Source organism: Staphylococcus sp. LCT-H4 (genome assembly GCF_001866145.1).
Taxonomy (GTDB): Bacteria; Bacillota; Bacilli; order Staphylococcales; family Staphylococcaceae; genus Staphylococcus; species Staphylococcus succinus.
Genome location: NZ_MODY01000002.1, coordinates 322,443 through 336,567 on the forward strand (window position 1 = coordinate 322,443; position 14,125 = coordinate 336,567).

The 14,125-nt window shown below is 31.2% G+C and carries 18 protein-coding genes and 1 riboswitch; of the genes, 10 read left to right on the forward strand and 8 right to left on the reverse strand.

Annotation, left to right across the window (positions count from 1 at the left end; all coding sequences use genetic code 11):
- Positions 1-118: 118 nt before the first annotated feature.
- The 3 genes from BK821_RS06505 to BK821_RS06515 form a co-directional block, all read right to left on the reverse strand.
- Positions 119-385, reverse strand: coding sequence for a hypothetical protein (locus BK821_RS06505; protein ID WP_046837265.1), 267 nt, complete (start codon positions 383-385; stop codon positions 119-121).
- A gap of 202 nt (positions 386-587) precedes the next feature.
- The gene (locus BK821_RS06510) at positions 588-1,124 is read right to left on the reverse strand and encodes a GNAT family N-acetyltransferase (RefSeq protein WP_046837266.1); all 537 of its coding nucleotides are present in this window, start codon (positions 1,122-1,124) and stop codon (positions 588-590) included.
- 507 nt (positions 1,125-1,631) lie between these two features.
- On the reverse strand, positions 1,632-2,057 hold the full coding sequence (locus BK821_RS06515) for an organic hydroperoxide resistance protein (protein ID WP_046837267.1): 426 nt from the start codon (positions 2,055-2,057) through the stop codon (positions 1,632-1,634).
- A gap of 179 nt (positions 2,058-2,236) precedes the next feature.
- Between BK821_RS06515 and aroD the strand changes: the two genes are divergently transcribed.
- Together aroD and BK821_RS06525 are read left to right on the forward strand one after the other, a co-directional pair.
- Positions 2,237-2,956, forward strand: coding sequence for a type I 3-dehydroquinate dehydratase (gene aroD, locus BK821_RS06520; protein ID WP_046837268.1), 720 nt, complete (start codon positions 2,237-2,239; stop codon positions 2,954-2,956).
- Positions 2,957-3,023: 67 nt separating this feature from the next.
- The gene (locus BK821_RS06525; protein ID WP_046837269.1) at positions 3,024-3,563 is read left to right on the forward strand and encodes a nitroreductase family protein; all 540 of its coding nucleotides are present in this window, start codon (positions 3,024-3,026) and stop codon (positions 3,561-3,563) included.
- A gap of 95 nt (positions 3,564-3,658) precedes the next feature.
- Here BK821_RS06525 and BK821_RS06530 read toward each other — a convergent pair whose 3' ends face one another.
- Positions 3,659-3,979 (reverse strand): thioredoxin family protein, encoded by a 321-nt coding sequence (locus tag BK821_RS06530; RefSeq protein WP_046837270.1) that lies wholly within the window; start codon positions 3,977-3,979, stop codon positions 3,659-3,661.
- A 143-nt stretch (positions 3,980-4,122) separates the two neighbouring features.
- On the opposite strand from BK821_RS06530, the gene BK821_RS06535 reads away from it, so the two are divergent.
- From BK821_RS06535 to BK821_RS06570, 8 genes are all read left to right on the forward strand, one after another.
- The gene (locus BK821_RS06535; RefSeq protein ID WP_046837271.1) at positions 4,123-4,476 is read left to right on the forward strand and encodes an arsenate reductase family protein; all 354 of its coding nucleotides are present in this window, start codon (positions 4,123-4,125) and stop codon (positions 4,474-4,476) included.
- 182 nt (positions 4,477-4,658) lie between these two features.
- Complete coding sequence (gene gcvH, locus BK821_RS06540; protein ID WP_046837272.1) at positions 4,659-5,039, forward strand: glycine cleavage system protein GcvH; 381 nt, start codon at positions 4,659-4,661, stop codon at positions 5,037-5,039.
- Positions 5,040-5,306: 267 nt separating this feature from the next.
- On the forward strand, positions 5,307-5,699 hold the full coding sequence (locus BK821_RS06545) for a toprim domain-containing protein (protein WP_046837273.1): 393 nt from the start codon (positions 5,307-5,309) through the stop codon (positions 5,697-5,699).
- Positions 5,696-5,995, forward strand: a complete 300-nt coding sequence (locus BK821_RS06550; protein WP_046837274.1) for a thioredoxin family protein — start codon at positions 5,696-5,698, stop codon at positions 5,993-5,995. Before BK821_RS06545 ends, BK821_RS06550 begins: the two co-directional genes overlap by 4 nt.
- Before the next feature lie 54 nt (positions 5,996-6,049).
- Positions 6,050-6,155: riboswitch (SAM riboswitch) on the forward strand.
- Between the two features lie 86 nt (positions 6,156-6,241).
- Positions 6,242-7,267: a methionine ABC transporter ATP-binding protein gene (locus BK821_RS06555; RefSeq protein ID WP_046837275.1), complete on the forward strand. Its 1,026-nt coding sequence runs from the start codon at positions 6,242-6,244 to the stop codon at positions 7,265-7,267.
- Positions 7,260-7,955 carry a methionine ABC transporter permease gene (locus BK821_RS06560; RefSeq protein ID WP_046837276.1) on the forward strand — a complete coding sequence of 232 codons (696 nt, stop codon included), beginning with the start codon at positions 7,260-7,262 and terminating at the stop codon, positions 7,953-7,955. Before BK821_RS06555 ends, BK821_RS06560 begins: the two co-directional genes overlap by 8 nt.
- Before the next feature lie 24 nt (positions 7,956-7,979).
- The gene (locus BK821_RS06565) at positions 7,980-8,795 is read left to right on the forward strand and encodes a MetQ/NlpA family ABC transporter substrate-binding protein (RefSeq protein ID WP_071331443.1); all 816 of its coding nucleotides are present in this window, start codon (positions 7,980-7,982) and stop codon (positions 8,793-8,795) included.
- Positions 8,796-9,013: 218 nt separating this feature from the next.
- A complete protein-coding gene (locus BK821_RS06570; protein WP_071331444.1) occupies positions 9,014-9,463 on the forward strand; it encodes a GNAT family N-acetyltransferase in 450 nt (149 codons plus the stop codon).
- A 332-nt stretch (positions 9,464-9,795) separates the two neighbouring features.
- Here the strand turns inward: BK821_RS06570 and BK821_RS06575 are convergent, their stop codons facing one another.
- The 4 genes from BK821_RS06575 to popT all read right to left on the reverse strand — a co-directional run bounded on the left by BK821_RS06575 (position 9,796) and on the right by popT (position 14,097).
- Positions 9,796-10,086, reverse strand: coding sequence for a hypothetical protein (locus BK821_RS06575; protein WP_046837279.1), 291 nt, complete (start codon positions 10,084-10,086; stop codon positions 9,796-9,798).
- A gap of 147 nt (positions 10,087-10,233) precedes the next feature.
- The gene (locus BK821_RS06580; protein ID WP_071331445.1) at positions 10,234-11,538 is read right to left on the reverse strand and encodes a TrkH family potassium uptake protein; all 1,305 of its coding nucleotides are present in this window, start codon (positions 11,536-11,538) and stop codon (positions 10,234-10,236) included.
- Positions 11,539-12,007: 469 nt separating this feature from the next.
- Positions 12,008-13,036, reverse strand: a complete 1,029-nt coding sequence (locus tag BK821_RS06585) for a hemolysin family protein (protein ID WP_046837281.1) — start codon at positions 13,034-13,036, stop codon at positions 12,008-12,010.
- 209 nt (positions 13,037-13,245) lie between these two features.
- Complete coding sequence (gene popT, locus BK821_RS06590) at positions 13,246-14,097, reverse strand: polyprenyl-phosphate transporter PopT (RefSeq protein WP_071331446.1); 852 nt, start codon at positions 14,095-14,097, stop codon at positions 13,246-13,248.
- Positions 14,098-14,125: the final 28 nt, after the last annotated feature.

Below are 14,125 nucleotides of genomic sequence, written 5' to 3' on the forward strand. Positions count from 1 at the left end.
AATAAATAATTTAAAGTAAATAAACAGCAATAGAAAAACGCTTTATACTAATTTTGAATTTAGTACAAAGCGTTTAGGATAAGGCTAAACATGCAATAGTCATTCTATAATTGAAGTTTTAACCTATAAAAGCTGTTATATATGTATACCATAAAGGATAACTTAATAAGATAAATGAAAATATCGATACAACCATTGCGAATATATTAGCGATGCGATCGCCACGTAAAAGAGCATATAAATTTAACAATAAAACACCTAAAATAAACAAACCTCCAGCCAATATAGAAAGGTTACCATCTAATATTTTATTAACTGATAATAAAGGCGTGGCAAGTGTGATTAATGATAAAAATAATGATAATAACGTCGTAGCATATTTCAAAATGTTCAGTCCTCTCTAAATATGAAAGATGATTTATAAAGTCACAAATAGAAACTGAATAGATGTGACGAAGGATAACTTAATAAAATGATATTGTCTTATTAAAGTAATTGCAAGTTATTTTAAAAAATTATATTTCAAATGAGAAGAGTTTATAGCTCAAACTGTGCAATGGACTAACAGATACACAATTGTTTATTCTTTAATCAAATATCTCGAAGTCATTGCCGTTAAAGTAGTAAATCAACCAATGCTCATCGACATAATAATTGTCGTATTTTCTAGCGTGATGTTCTAAACCAAGTGTTTCAAAGTTAAGGTTGCTAAAAAATACTTTGCCACTGATATTATTTGAAACAAGGGAAGTCATTAAAATTTCAATTTCTTTTTCATGACAAATTTGAAAGATATAGCGCATTAATAATTTAGCGATACGTTCTTTTGAACTATGATCATTTCCTTTAACACACATATTTTCCATAACTGCTTTATGTGAGATATCGTAAGTATTATCATGAATGAGTGTCACTGCCCCAATTAATTCATTTTGTTCGAAAATACCAATGACTGTGTAATTGGTATTATGTTCTGACAGTAAGCCTTTTATATTAGTCTTGGTTAAGCATTTTTCATTTTGTAATTTCCAAGCATAAACTTCATGCTCTTTATGGATGCCTTGCAATAAAAATGTATAATAAATAGATAAATCATCAATTGTTAAATAACGAATATGAGTCATTGAAGGCCTCCTGAATTTTCCGAAGTATTTATTATAAAAATATAATATATGTTCTGTTAATTAATTCTAATACTAAAGGAAAAAAATTATTTCAGCAATACTATCTTTGGTTTTTAACAAAAAATATGTAAGCGCTTATAATTCGAAATGCAAAAAAATATTATTTTATAGAGTGTATAAATTTCTTGATATTATTTTTAAGTAATGACCTAGTATAGAATAAAAAGAGAATAAAATTGTTGTAATTAAGAAAGTTGGTTTAATATAGGTGTATAATCATTGAAAATGAATTGGAAGATAGGGAAGCGAATATAGTGAGATTTTGGTATATAAGGGGTGACTGATTTTTTTACGACATGCTAATACATAGGATAAGACAATGATTAAGGAAGCATATAATCTTAAATAATTGTGCAATCAAAAAAAGTACACCTCCACTAAAAAGTGAAGGTATACTTTTATTTTAAACATGGACCTTTGTGTCCTGAATGTTTGGTATGAAATATATTAGTCTACTACTTCTACATTTAAATCTACATCGATATTACCGCGTGTGGCTTTTGAATATGGACAAAAGTCATGTGCATCTTGTAGGTATTTTTCTGCATCCTCTTGAGATAATACACTTTTTACTTTAGCGTCAATAGATACACTTAATTTAGGACTCTCTGCATCTGGATCATCCTCTAAACGTACAGTTAAAGTAACTTCTGGTTCTGCACCTCTTACTTTATTCTGTTTTAAAATTAAATCAAATGCACCGTTAAAGCATGAAGCGTAGCCCGCTGCAAATAATTGCTCAGGATTTGTACCTTTTTCTGCATCAGCTTGAGCTGGTGGGATAACTGCAACATCAATTGCTTTATCATCAGTTTGAACGTGGCCATTTCTACCACCTGTATTTGTCGCTTTCGTTTCATAGTTCACTGCCATTTTATTACCTCCTAAAAGACTTAATAATATTCTTTACCCTTAGAAAAATTTTTAAATCATATAAATAAGTATTAATATATAATAAATTCAATTAAGCACATAAGCTATTTAATGATTGTGTTATTTTCGAAAATTGTTATACAATCATTTTAATCATTAAAATAAAGGACGTAATCATTATGACTAAAGTAGATATAGCAGTAACGATAGCACCAACAGAAGGTCTATCACAGTCTACCATTGATGACTTAGTACAATATCAAGATGCAATACAAATTATTGAATTAAGAATAGATCAATGGCGTAACTTTGATAAAACACATTTAGCAGGGGTATTAGATCATCTCTATCGATTACATTTAGGAAAAAAAGTTTTAGTTACTTATCGCACAGCGTCACAAGGTGGGGAAGGCGTTCTCTCATACGAAGATTACCTACACACGTTGAGTGAAATAGCTACTATGAAATGTATAGATATGTTAGATATTGAATTTGATAAGATGAAAGACACACAACCATTGCAAAATTTGATTAATCAAGCTCATAATAATCAAATAAAAGTGGTATTGTCACATCACAATTTCAAAAAAACGCCGACTTTAGAAGATTTAAAACATCTTTATTTTAAAATGCATCAGCTAGAGCCAGATTATTTAAAAGTTGCGGTCATGCCACACGATAAACAGGATGTCCTTAAGTTATTAGAAGCAATGGCAGAAACAGCTGATGCTGTATCTCAAAAAGTGGTAGGTATTGCAATGTCTAAGCTGGGTATTGTGTCTAGAACTGCACAAGGTTTATTTGGGGGATCAATTTCATATGGTTGTTTGGATAGTCCTAAAGCACCTGGTCAAATACACGTGCGTATGTTGCAACAACAATTGGACATATATGAGTAATTTGAAAATCATAGGCTCCTGATTTATAATTGAAAATAGTTATCATTAACGAAAGGACGATACTATTATGGAATTACAAGATGCGATAGCGCAACGGAGAAGTGTAAAAAACTTCAAACGAGATATGACCATAGATGATAATGCTTTATACAAAGCAATTAAACAAGCAACTGATGCACCCAATCATGGTCATAGAGAGCCATGGAGAGTAGTCCACATCGCTAAAGATAGATTAGGGGATATGAGCAAATTACTTACCAAAATAGCATTCGCAGAGCAACCGAAAAAGCAAGCAGATCATTATCAGGTCGTTACAAATCTAGGTGGCATGTTGGCTTTGATTTTAAAAGAAGATACCAAACAACTAGATAGTTTAGAAAACAATATGGCGTTTGGTGCTTTTACTCAAAATCTTATGTTGTTATTGCACGAAGTGAATATTGGTAGCTGTTGGAAAACACCACCATATATTTTTGACCCGAACATTGAGGCATTATTTGATGTGAAAGAAGATGAACGTTTAGTAGGCTTTCTATATTTAACGGACTTAGAAGATGAAATGCCTTATAAAAAACGCCATACAGAAAATATCATTAAAAAATTTTGACAATATACAATAAATTAATATTAATAAGATATAAAAAAGGTAGGTGCTCAGTTAAAGATGCACCTACCTTTTTAAGGAAAAATAGCTATGACTTACTATTTAAATGTTTCTTCTAAAAATGATTCAACTTGTTCTGGAGATTTTGCATTAGCTGAATGTAAATGAGCAAGTTTTTCACCATTTTTAAATACTAACAAACTAGGGATACCCATAACGTCATTGTCAGCTGCTACATCTTCTAGTTCGTCTCTATTGACGGTAAACCATTGATAGTCATTATATTTTTCAGTAATTGGATCGATCCACATATCCATTGCTTTACAGTCTGGACACCAGCCTGCTTCGAATTTAATGATGACTGGTTTATCGCTTTGTACGGTCTCTTTAAAATAATCAGTTGTATTAATTGATTGCATCGTAATAACTCCTTTATTTACTTATTATGAACCATATTATAGACGACTTTTAACTATTATAAAAAAAATCAGCTTGATATTTAGAGCGTTTTGCTAATAAATTTGATATATTAGTGTTAACTAGACATAGGAGGTACAGAATCATGATAAAATTTTACCAGTATCCTAATTGTACAACTTGTAAAAAGGCCGCTAAATTTTTACAAGCATATGGTGTGAGCTTTGAACCAATTGATATTGTACAACACACACCTACTAAAAGTGAGTTTAAAGATATTATAGAAGCAACAGATATTGAAATTAATAAACTTTTTAATACACACGGGGCAAAATACCGTGAACTAGGTTTGAAAGACAAACTTAAAGATTTAACAGATGATGAGAAATTAGATTTATTGTCACAAAATGGTATGTTGATTAAACGACCATTGGCGGTTTCTGGAGAAAAAGTGACTGTTGGGTTTAAAGAAGACGAATATAAAGAAACTTGGTTGTAAAAAGTAATGCTAGAGATAGTAAAAACTTGTCAAAGTAACTAAGTATTTAATCAATTTAAGAAAACGCTTTATCCTTTCGTGCTAAATCCTTTGAATTTGTGATTATATTCAAGGAAATAGTTGCTTGAAGGCTATTCGTGTGGCATCATTAAACATGTAAAATCATTTAGGAGGGGATTCTCGTGGCAGTACCGAGTGAATTAAAATATTCTAAAGAGCATGAATGGGTTAAAATTGAAGGTAACACAGTAACAATTGGAATAACTGAATATGCGCAAGGTGAATTAGGCGATATCGTATTCGTTGAGTTACCGGAAGTTGACGATGAAATTAATGAAGGAGACACTTTTGGTAGTGTTGAATCCGTAAAAACAGTTTCAGAATTATATGCACCAGTATCTGGCAAAGTTATCGAAGCTAATGAAGCATTAGAAGATAGCCCAGAATTCGTAAATGAATCACCATTTGATAAAGCTTGGATGGTTAAAGTTGAATTAAGTGACCAAAGTCAATTAGATGAATTATTATCAGCTGAGCAATACTCTGAAATGATTGGCGAATAAAATATTTGAACTCCACGATATAACATATCTTGGAGTTTTTCTTTTATATAAGTTAATGATGTTAAGATACGCATGTGTAATATAAATAGTTTGTAAAGCATACTTGTTAATATATGTATTAAAGGTGCGTTGAAAGCCTTTAGATGACAAAAAGTTGTTTTGATAATAAGATGAAATTAGGAATATGTAAATTATGTTTATAAACTTAAGCTATCGTGAAAAACTAAATAGAAAGCATTAACTATCAACTTTTAGAGGGTGGATGTCATGACGTTACTAAACCAAGTGATTGTTGTCGAAGGAAAATCAGACAAAAAGCGGGTAAAGCAAGTGATTGATCAGCCGATAGATATCATATGTACAAACGGTACTATGGGCGTCGGAAAACTAGACGAAATGATAGAATCTTTGTATGATAAACAAGTATTTATTCTCGTTGATTCAGATCGTGAAGGCGAGAAAATACGTAAATGGTTCAAACGATATTTAAGTGAAAGTAGACATATAAGAATAGATAAACAATATTGCGAAGTTGCTCGGTGTCCAAAACCATATTTATCTAGAGTGTTAAGTAAGCATGGTTTTGCTGTAAAAGATGAAGAAAAAGTAGCAAAAGCAAAATTGGATTATATAGCTGAAAGGGTAAGTTTATTGACATGAATGTAATAAAGGAAGAACATGTAGATATACATGAACATGATGAAAAAGAAAAACATCTCATATTTGGTTATACACCGACGTGTGGGACATGTAAGATATCTGAACGTATGTTAGATATCGCAAATGAAATTTTAAAATTACCAGTAACAAAAATAGATTTGAATTTTCATCCAGATTTTAGCCAAATAAATGAAATACAATCTGTGCCAGTACTTATGGTCATGTCGAAAGGGAAAGAACAAAAAAGAATCTATGCCTTTCAATCAGTACCTTATTTGTTAGAAAATTTGAAATAGTTATTGACGAAACATTAGTGCGATGGTAGGATTAAAAATAATTAAATAATGAAACTCTTATCACGAGAGGTGGAGGGATGTGCCCTTTGAAGCCCGGCAACCGTCTGTAACAGAAATGGTGCCAAGTCACATAAAGTTACTTTAACTTTAGAGATGAGAGAAGCGATTAATGCTTTCTCTATTCTTAAGTGAACAAAGGGAAAGCATTTTTTAATTGATAGAGCAATAATTTAGGAGGCAACTGTGATGATTGAGTTAAATCAAATAGTCAAAAGGTACAAGACGAAAAAACAGGACGTACTAGCAGTAGATCATGTTGATTTAAGTATTCAATCAGGCTCAATTTTTGGTGTAGTTGGATTTTCTGGAGCAGGAAAAAGTACATTAATTAGACTTTTAAATAACCTAGAACAACCGACTTCAGGTGACGTTATCATTGATGGAGATACAATTGGTAAGTTATCTAAATCAGAGTTAAGACAAAAACGTCAAAAAGTGAGTATGATTTTTCAACATTTTAATTTACTATGGTCACGAACTGTATTAAATAATATTACTTTTCCTTTAGAGATAGCTGGTGTATCGCGTCGTGAAGCGAAACAAAGAGCGTTAGATTTAGTGGAACTCGTAGGGCTAAAAGGTAGAGAACATGCTTATCCATCAGAACTATCGGGTGGTCAGAAACAACGTGTAGGTATTGCACGCGCATTAGCAAATGAACCGACCGTGTTACTTTGCGATGAAGCAACGAGTGCACTAGATCCCCAGACAACAGATGAAATATTAGAACTGTTATTGAAAATTAAAGAAGAAAGAAATTTAACGATTGTAATTATTACACATGAAATGCATGTCATCAGACGTATATGTGATGAGGTTGCGGTAATGGAAAATGGTCGTGTTATAGAGCAAGGTCAAGTTTCAAGCGTATTTGAGAATCCGCAACATGCAGTTACAAAACGTTTTGTTAAAGATGATTTGGATGATGAGTTTGATGAATCTATTACAGATCTTGTACCATTAAATGCAAATGATTATATCGTGCGTTTGAATTTTACAGGTAAAAATACTACGGAACCATTAGTATCCTATATCACAAAGACACACAACATTGATGTTAACATTTTGGAAGCGAATATCAAGCACACCAAAGATGGATCAATTGGGTTTTTGGCGGTACATATTCCGAATGTAAATTCAGAAAAGTTCGAAAAATTCATAAATGATTTAGAAGCGCAGCATGTTTCAGTGGAGGTGTTAAAGCATGGGTAATTCATTTAGTGACATTCTCCAAGAGATGATTACAATGCCAAATGTGAGTTGGAGTGAAGTTTGGTTAGCCACTTATGAAACATTATATATGACTGTGATTGCGACAATATTTTCATGTATATTTGGTCTTATACTTGGTGTGCTACTGTTCTTATCAGCGAAGAGTAAATCATCGGTAGCAAGAGTGTTTTATAGTATCGTTTCATTTGTAGTCAATTTATTTAGAGCTATTCCATTTATTATTTTAATCCTTTTATTAATACCATTTACAAGTTTAATATTAGGTACAATAAGCGGTCCGACTGGTGCACTACCAGCGTTAATTATTGGTGCAGCACCATTCTATGCCAGACTTGTAGAAATTGCCTTTAAAGAAATTGATAAGGGTGTAATTGAGGCAGCTTGGTCAATGGGGGCAAATACCTGGACGATTGTGAAGAAAGTACTTTTACCAGAAGCTATGCCAGCACTAATTTCTGGAATCACCGTTACAGCAATTGCTTTAGTTGGTTCTACGGCAATAGCAGGTGTAATTGGTGCAGGGGGCTTAGGTAACCTTGCTTACTTAACTGGATTTACACGAAATCAAAATGACGTTATTTTAGTATCTACAATTTTAATATTAATCATTGTGTTCATCATTCAATTTATTGGTGACTGGGCTACAAACAAAGTTGATAAACGATAAACTTTAAAGGAGGACTTTAATATAATGAAAAAATTATTCAGTTTAGCTTCAGTATTAGTTTTAGCATTAGTTTTAGCAGCCTGTGGTAATGGCGGTGGTGGAAAAGATAAGACCATTACAGTTGGAGCTTCTCCTGCACCACATGCTGAAATATTAGAAAAGGCTAAACCATTATTGAAAGATAAAGGCTATGATTTGAAAATTAAAACTATTAACGACTATACAACGCCTAATAAGTTGTTAAATAAAGGTGAACTTGACGCAAACTTCTTTCAACATACACCTTATTTGAAAACAGATAAAAAAGATAAAGGCTATAAAATTGAATCTGCAGGTAATGTTCATTTAGAACCAATGGCAGTTTATTCAAAAAAATATAAAAAGTTAACAGATTTACCAAAAGGTGCGACAGTTTATGTTTCAAACAATCCAGCTGAAGAAGGCCGTTTCTTAAAATTCTTTGAAGATGCAGGATTAATTAAACTTAAAAAAGGTGTAAAACCTGAAAATGCAACATTTAAAGATATCGCTGAAAACAAAAAAGATATTAAATTTAATAATAAACAATCTGCAGAATACTTACCTAAGATTTATCAAAATGAAAAAGCAGATGCCGTAATTATTAACTCTAACTTTGCTATCGACCAAAAATTAAGTCCTAAGAAAGATTCAATTGTAGTGGAGAAAGCGAAAAACAATCCTTATGCTAACTTAATTGCAGTAAAAGATGGACAAAAAGATGACAAAAAAATTAAAGCGCTAATGGATGTTCTACAATCTAAAGAGATTAAAGACTACATTAATGATAAATATGATGGCGCCGTTGTACCAGCAAAATAATAGCGAATGAATCACAAACACCTCTTAACGATATCAGTTGAGAGGTGTTTTTTTGTAAAAGTGTTTAAAATGTATATTGAAAACTGCGTAATAATAGATGACTCAATAATCACTTGTTACATGTTGTATATTATAAATGTAGCGTTACACTTACAAAGTTTGAGAGCACATGACTTTAATTAAAGATATTAGTTTAACTTAATAAGAGGTGAATTTTTATGATAGAAAAAATTGACAGCATCAAAGAAGCACCGTTCAGTCTGTTATTATTAGCAGATCCTTCAAAAGAATTCATTTTAGAGCATCTTAGAAAAGGAGAATGTTTTGTATTTAAGGAGAATATGGAAATTATAGGATGCTATATATTAAGAGAAGTAAGCATGGAATCTGTGGAAATCGTTAATATAGCAGTTGCTGAAAGTAAGCAAAACTTAGGCATTGGTAAGAAACTATTAGCCAATGCTTGTGATTATGCAAAAGAAAAAGGTTATATAGAAATTTGTGTAGGAACGGGAAATTCAAGTGTGCAACCACTTTTATTTTATCAAAAATCAGGTTTTAGAATTACGAGTATAGATTTTGGCTTCTTTGAAAGGAATTATGAAGATCCAATATATGAACATGGTATTTTATGTCGGGATATGATTTGTTTATCAAAGCGATTATAAGTAGTGATGAACATTGAATACTAGTTAAAGAGAAATATATTTACGATTCAAGTCCAAGTCGTATTTGTTTTTGCAGTTTAATGAAAAAACCACCTCAATTAAAAGGTGGTAATTTATGAATGCGCAATGCATACATAACATGCATTTTTATAATTCAAGCGCTGGTCAAAGGATAATTTTTGTGTTATTTGAATTTGTTGTGATAGTAGTATATCCATTTTAAAAAGCTTGAAGAACTATAATACCGTCTTGCTGTATAAAACAACTAGAAAGTATAAGCAACTTTGAAGTCAGAAAAATTAAAAATATAATCGTTTGCGTATAGTGCTCAATTATTTCAGAAAATTAATTGAATGAATAGAAGAACATTTGAAATAAAGGTCTTGGATGTCACTGATTTTAAAGAAATCACATTCAGCAAAAATACCTAGTATTACTTTTTCAAAGTCTGAGGTATCTAAATCACTTATGGATGATATGTGGTTATTTAAAGTATTAGAAAACACAACCTGGCTGTTAAAATAATCTATATTTGAGATGTTTTTTACAGCATGGATATAAGTATCTTTATATAAGTCAATACGATTGTCATTAATAAAAGTTATTGTAGCTAATTTTACCATATGTCACACCACCTAAATGTTATTAATGATAAGTATAACATTTAGGTGGTGTGATTTTGTAATTGAAGCTATCGGTATATATAATCAAGCTATTTAAGGAGTGCTATGATGTTTACTATGAAAAGTTGATATAGTTTATTTAAATATTTATAAGTGGATATGGCCCTTGGCATAATAATATCTGCGATTTTTAGGGTTTACAAAAATAGGAGCTAGCGTTAATAGGCCTATCTTTCCGCTCAGCATTACTATAATAATTATAATTTTGGTTATAGTGCCATATTCCGTTGTAAAATCCATACTTAATCCAACAGTTCCAAATGCAGAAATAACTTCAAATAACACTTTTACAAATAGTGTGTCAGCATTTAAAAGACTCAAAATGAAAGTCGTAGCTAGTACATAAATAAATGATAATAAAAATATTGTTAATGCGTTACGTATTGTTTTTTCCGAAATAGTTCTATGGAACAGTGAAGGACGCTCAACATTTCGTAAGCTACTGAATAAAAATACAAGTATTACAGCGAAAGTAGTTACTTTTATACCACCAGCAGCACTTAATGGCGCGCCACCTATGAACATTAGACCCATCATTAGAAGCGCTGTTGATGTGTGAATATCACCAATATCAACGCTATTGAATCCAGCAGTACGCGTAGTCACAGATTGGAAAAATGAAGCGCCTAGTTTTTCAATCAATGTCATACCATTTAAGGTATTATATTGTTCTAGAATAAAGAAAAATAGTGCACCAATAGTGATTAAGCCAAGCGTGGTTGCTAGAACTACTTTTGAATGTAAAGATAACTTTGCTAACTTTTTAGAATGAATTAAATCAATTAATACAAAATTACCAATTCCTCCCATTATTATTAATAGGGGAAGCACTGTCATTGTAATAGGATCCTTTGTGAAATCCATTAGATTGTTTTTGAAAAGTGCAAAACCAGCATTGTTAAATGCTGATACGGATGTGAACAAACTTACGAAAATACCTTTGCCAACACCGAATTTTGGTATATACGATAAACATAGTAATAACGCTCCAATAAATTCGGTAGATAAACTATAAATTAATAAATGGATAATTAATTTTACTACACCGCCAGGTTCATCAATATTCCAAGTTATCATGAGTAGGTGCCTATTTTTAATAGTTATTTTTTTATTTAAAAATATTAAGGTAAGTAAAGTAACGGTTACAATACCTAATCCACCAATTTGAATCAGTAAGAGGATGATAGATTCACCAAGCATATTAAATTGTGATGAAATGTCTATAGTAGACAAACCAGTTACTGTAAAAGCACTGGACGCAATAAATAAAGCATCTATAAAATCTAATGGCTTTTTCCCTGTATAGGGAAGATATAATAAAGCAGCACCAACTAATGTAGTTGATAAAAATAACAAAAGATAAAAATATATAGGTTTATTTATTTTATTCACGTATACAATCTCCTTATGGAACAATTATATTTTGGCTTTTCATTACTTAATAACTAGGAAACTTGATTATAACGTATGCTTTCACGTTAATTTTTTAGAGTTTATGTTAATAGATAATTATAATACGCTTTATTAAAATTTTTTCAATCTTTTTATAGTAATAAAATCAATAAATTTAACTGTCATTTATATCAATGAGAGTAATTGGAATTATATTACATCAGATATTTAAATTTATCGTTTCATGTTGTGGCATAAATTTTAAAAGTAGCTAAATTAAATTCTAACCAAACGATACCAATCATAAAAGAGACGATATAGAAATTGTAAAGCTATCCTAGTCATGATAGATCGAGCGCTTAATATAAAAAAGTACACCTCCATTTAAGTGGAAGTGTACTTTTTTAGTAAAACGATGCATAGCTTTACGATTTTAAAGTTGAATCAAGACGTAATCATATGTCATTGCTTAGCGTTGATCATGTTCGTCTTTGATATCGCCGACAATGTTTTCGAGTATGTTTTCCATAGTAATAATACCTAGGGGCTGCCCATTTTCATCTTCTATGAGTGCGATATGAATTTGGTTGCTCTTCATTTGCTCGAGTACTTGATGATATTTGGTATTGAGACGTATTTTAAGGATATCATGGGTAATGCTTTTTATTGAAGTAACACTGTCGTTTAGCAAATCTTTGGCGTGGATATAACCAATGATATTTGTGTTATTTTCCTTATATACAGGAAATCGAGTATAATGCGCATGACTGATATAAGATTTCGTCTCGCTAATTGACTTGTCTATATTAATTAGCGAAGCATCCTTGATAGGTATATAGCCATCTTGGATAGTCATTTCATCAAAGGCAAATGCACGATTGATATGCGTTAATTCATTCTCAGAAATTTCGCCGCCTTCATGGCTTTCTTTAATAAGTAACTTTAGTTCTTCTTCAGAATGATAAAGTTCACTTTCCTTAGAAGGTTGCATACCGAACAATTTTAAAATTAAGCGTGCCGAACCGTTGAGTATAAATATAAATGGATAAAATAATTTAGAAAACATAATAATAGGTTTAGCAATTAATAAAGTAAGTTGTTCAGCTTTTTGAATGGCAATCGTCTTAGGCGCCATTTCACCAATTACAACATGCAAGTAAGTGGCAATGATAAAGGCACTAATAAGTGTGAAAATATGGATCATAGTTTCAGACAAGCCTAAGCTACTGAAAAGAGGGTGCAATAAGAACTCAAAGGTTGATTCTCCAACCATACCTATACCTAAAGCAGTGATTGTAATACCTAATTGACAAGCCGCCAAATACTCATCTAAATGCGTGACAACTTTTTGAGCTGCAAGCGCATTTTTATTATTTCCATTGGCCAGTGTATTAATTCTCGATGTTCGCACTTTGACTATTGCGAATTCTGTGGCAACAAAGAAAGCGGTAAGTGCTAATAGAATGATAAATGTAATTAAACTAATAAAGGTTCCCAAAAATTAATTAATTCCTCCGATATAATAAATCTTCAATCTTTAAAAGATTGAAGATTTATTATATAAAAATATATGAATGATTGCTACTGTAACGAATTACACTTTATCTCGTTAAAAATGAAAATCCACAATATATGTTAAAAATAAGGATGAGATAAAAGAAATTAACTAATCTACATTGTAAAATATATGAGTGATTTATATAAATATTAATGACCAGTTTCGTTAATATGACCTAACTTATAACTAATGAAAAATCCTATAATTAATGTTAGTGCTGAAATAAACCACATGAATATAGAAGTAGGTAATCCAGGAAATACTGCATAGAGTGAACCTACCACAAATCCAATAATTAAGGCGTAGGTTAAAGATGTATGATAGTTTAAGAAATATTGTATTGCTTTACTAGATAATAAGAAACCAGCGATAATACCAAGTCCAACTGTTAATAATATGGGCACGGCATTGAAATTGAATGATAAAAATTCTGAAATTGCATACATAATTGTGCCATAAGCTCCAAATACTAGTAGCATAAATGAACCTGAAATACCTGGTAATAACATTGCACTTGAAGCGCAAACTCCAGCGATAAAATATTTAATAAAAAGACTTGTAGAAAATGTTAGCGTTTCACCTGCATGTTTATTACCATTATTTAATAAAGTAATCACTACAATAACGACAATACCCAATACTACTAGCATATAATGCTTAGCTGTAAAAGTTTGTTTGAAGCGTGAAGTTTTTAATAAATATGGAATAATACCTAAAATAAGTCCAACAAAAAAGAATAACGTTGGGATAGGGTGTGTATTTAATAAAAAGTTAATCAACTTACTTAATGAACCAATAGCGATTAACATTCCAAGTACAATGGGAATTAAAAACTTTAAACTTTCCCAAAAACGTTTAGAGAAAATACCACTGATAGAACGTATGAAATCATTATATATGCCTAGCAAAAGGGCGATCGTACCACCACTAACACCAGGAACTAAATCTGAGGTCCCCATAGCGAATCCACGCCATAAATTAGACCATTTAATCTTCGACATATTTATCTCCTTTCTATATAAATTGTAT

Bases quoted from the DNA above. Each gene is read 5' to 3' on its own strand.
- BK821_RS06555 (WP_046837275.1), top strand. From the start codon at position 6,242: ATGATTGAGTTAAATCAAATAGTCAAAAGGTACAAGACGAAAAAACAG.
- BK821_RS06535 (WP_046837271.1), top strand. From the start codon at position 4,123: ATGATAAAATTTTACCAGTATCCTAATTGTACAACTTGTAAAAAGGCC.
- BK821_RS06525 (WP_046837269.1), top strand. From the start codon at position 3,024: ATGGAATTACAAGATGCGATAGCGCAACGGAGAAGTGTAAAAAACTTC.
- BK821_RS06550 (WP_046837274.1), top strand. From the start codon at position 5,696: ATGAATGTAATAAAGGAAGAACATGTAGATATACATGAACATGATGAA.
- BK821_RS06560 (WP_046837276.1), top strand. From the start codon at position 7,260: ATGGGTAATTCATTTAGTGACATTCTCCAAGAGATGATTACAATGCCA.
- BK821_RS06575 (WP_046837279.1), bottom strand. From the start codon at position 10,086: ATGGTAAAATTAGCTACAATAACTTTTATTAATGACAATCGTATTGAC.
- BK821_RS06530 (WP_046837270.1), bottom strand. From the start codon at position 3,979: ATGCAATCAATTAATACAACTGATTATTTTAAAGAGACCGTACAAAGC.
- BK821_RS06545 (WP_046837273.1), top strand. From the start codon at position 5,307: ATGACGTTACTAAACCAAGTGATTGTTGTCGAAGGAAAATCAGACAAA.
- BK821_RS06570 (WP_071331444.1), top strand. From the start codon at position 9,014: ATGATAGAAAAAATTGACAGCATCAAAGAAGCACCGTTCAGTCTGTTA.
- BK821_RS06515 (WP_046837267.1), bottom strand. From the start codon at position 2,057: ATGGCAGTGAACTATGAAACGAAAGCGACAAATACAGGTGGTAGAAAT.
- aroD (WP_046837268.1), top strand. From the start codon at position 2,237: ATGACTAAAGTAGATATAGCAGTAACGATAGCACCAACAGAAGGTCTA.
- popT (WP_071331446.1), bottom strand. From the start codon at position 14,097: ATGTCGAAGATTAAATGGTCTAATTTATGGCGTGGATTCGCTATGGGG.
- BK821_RS06565 (WP_071331443.1), top strand. From the start codon at position 7,980: ATGAAAAAATTATTCAGTTTAGCTTCAGTATTAGTTTTAGCATTAGTT.
- BK821_RS06510 (WP_046837266.1), bottom strand. From the start codon at position 1,124: ATGACTCATATTCGTTATTTAACAATTGATGATTTATCTATTTATTAT.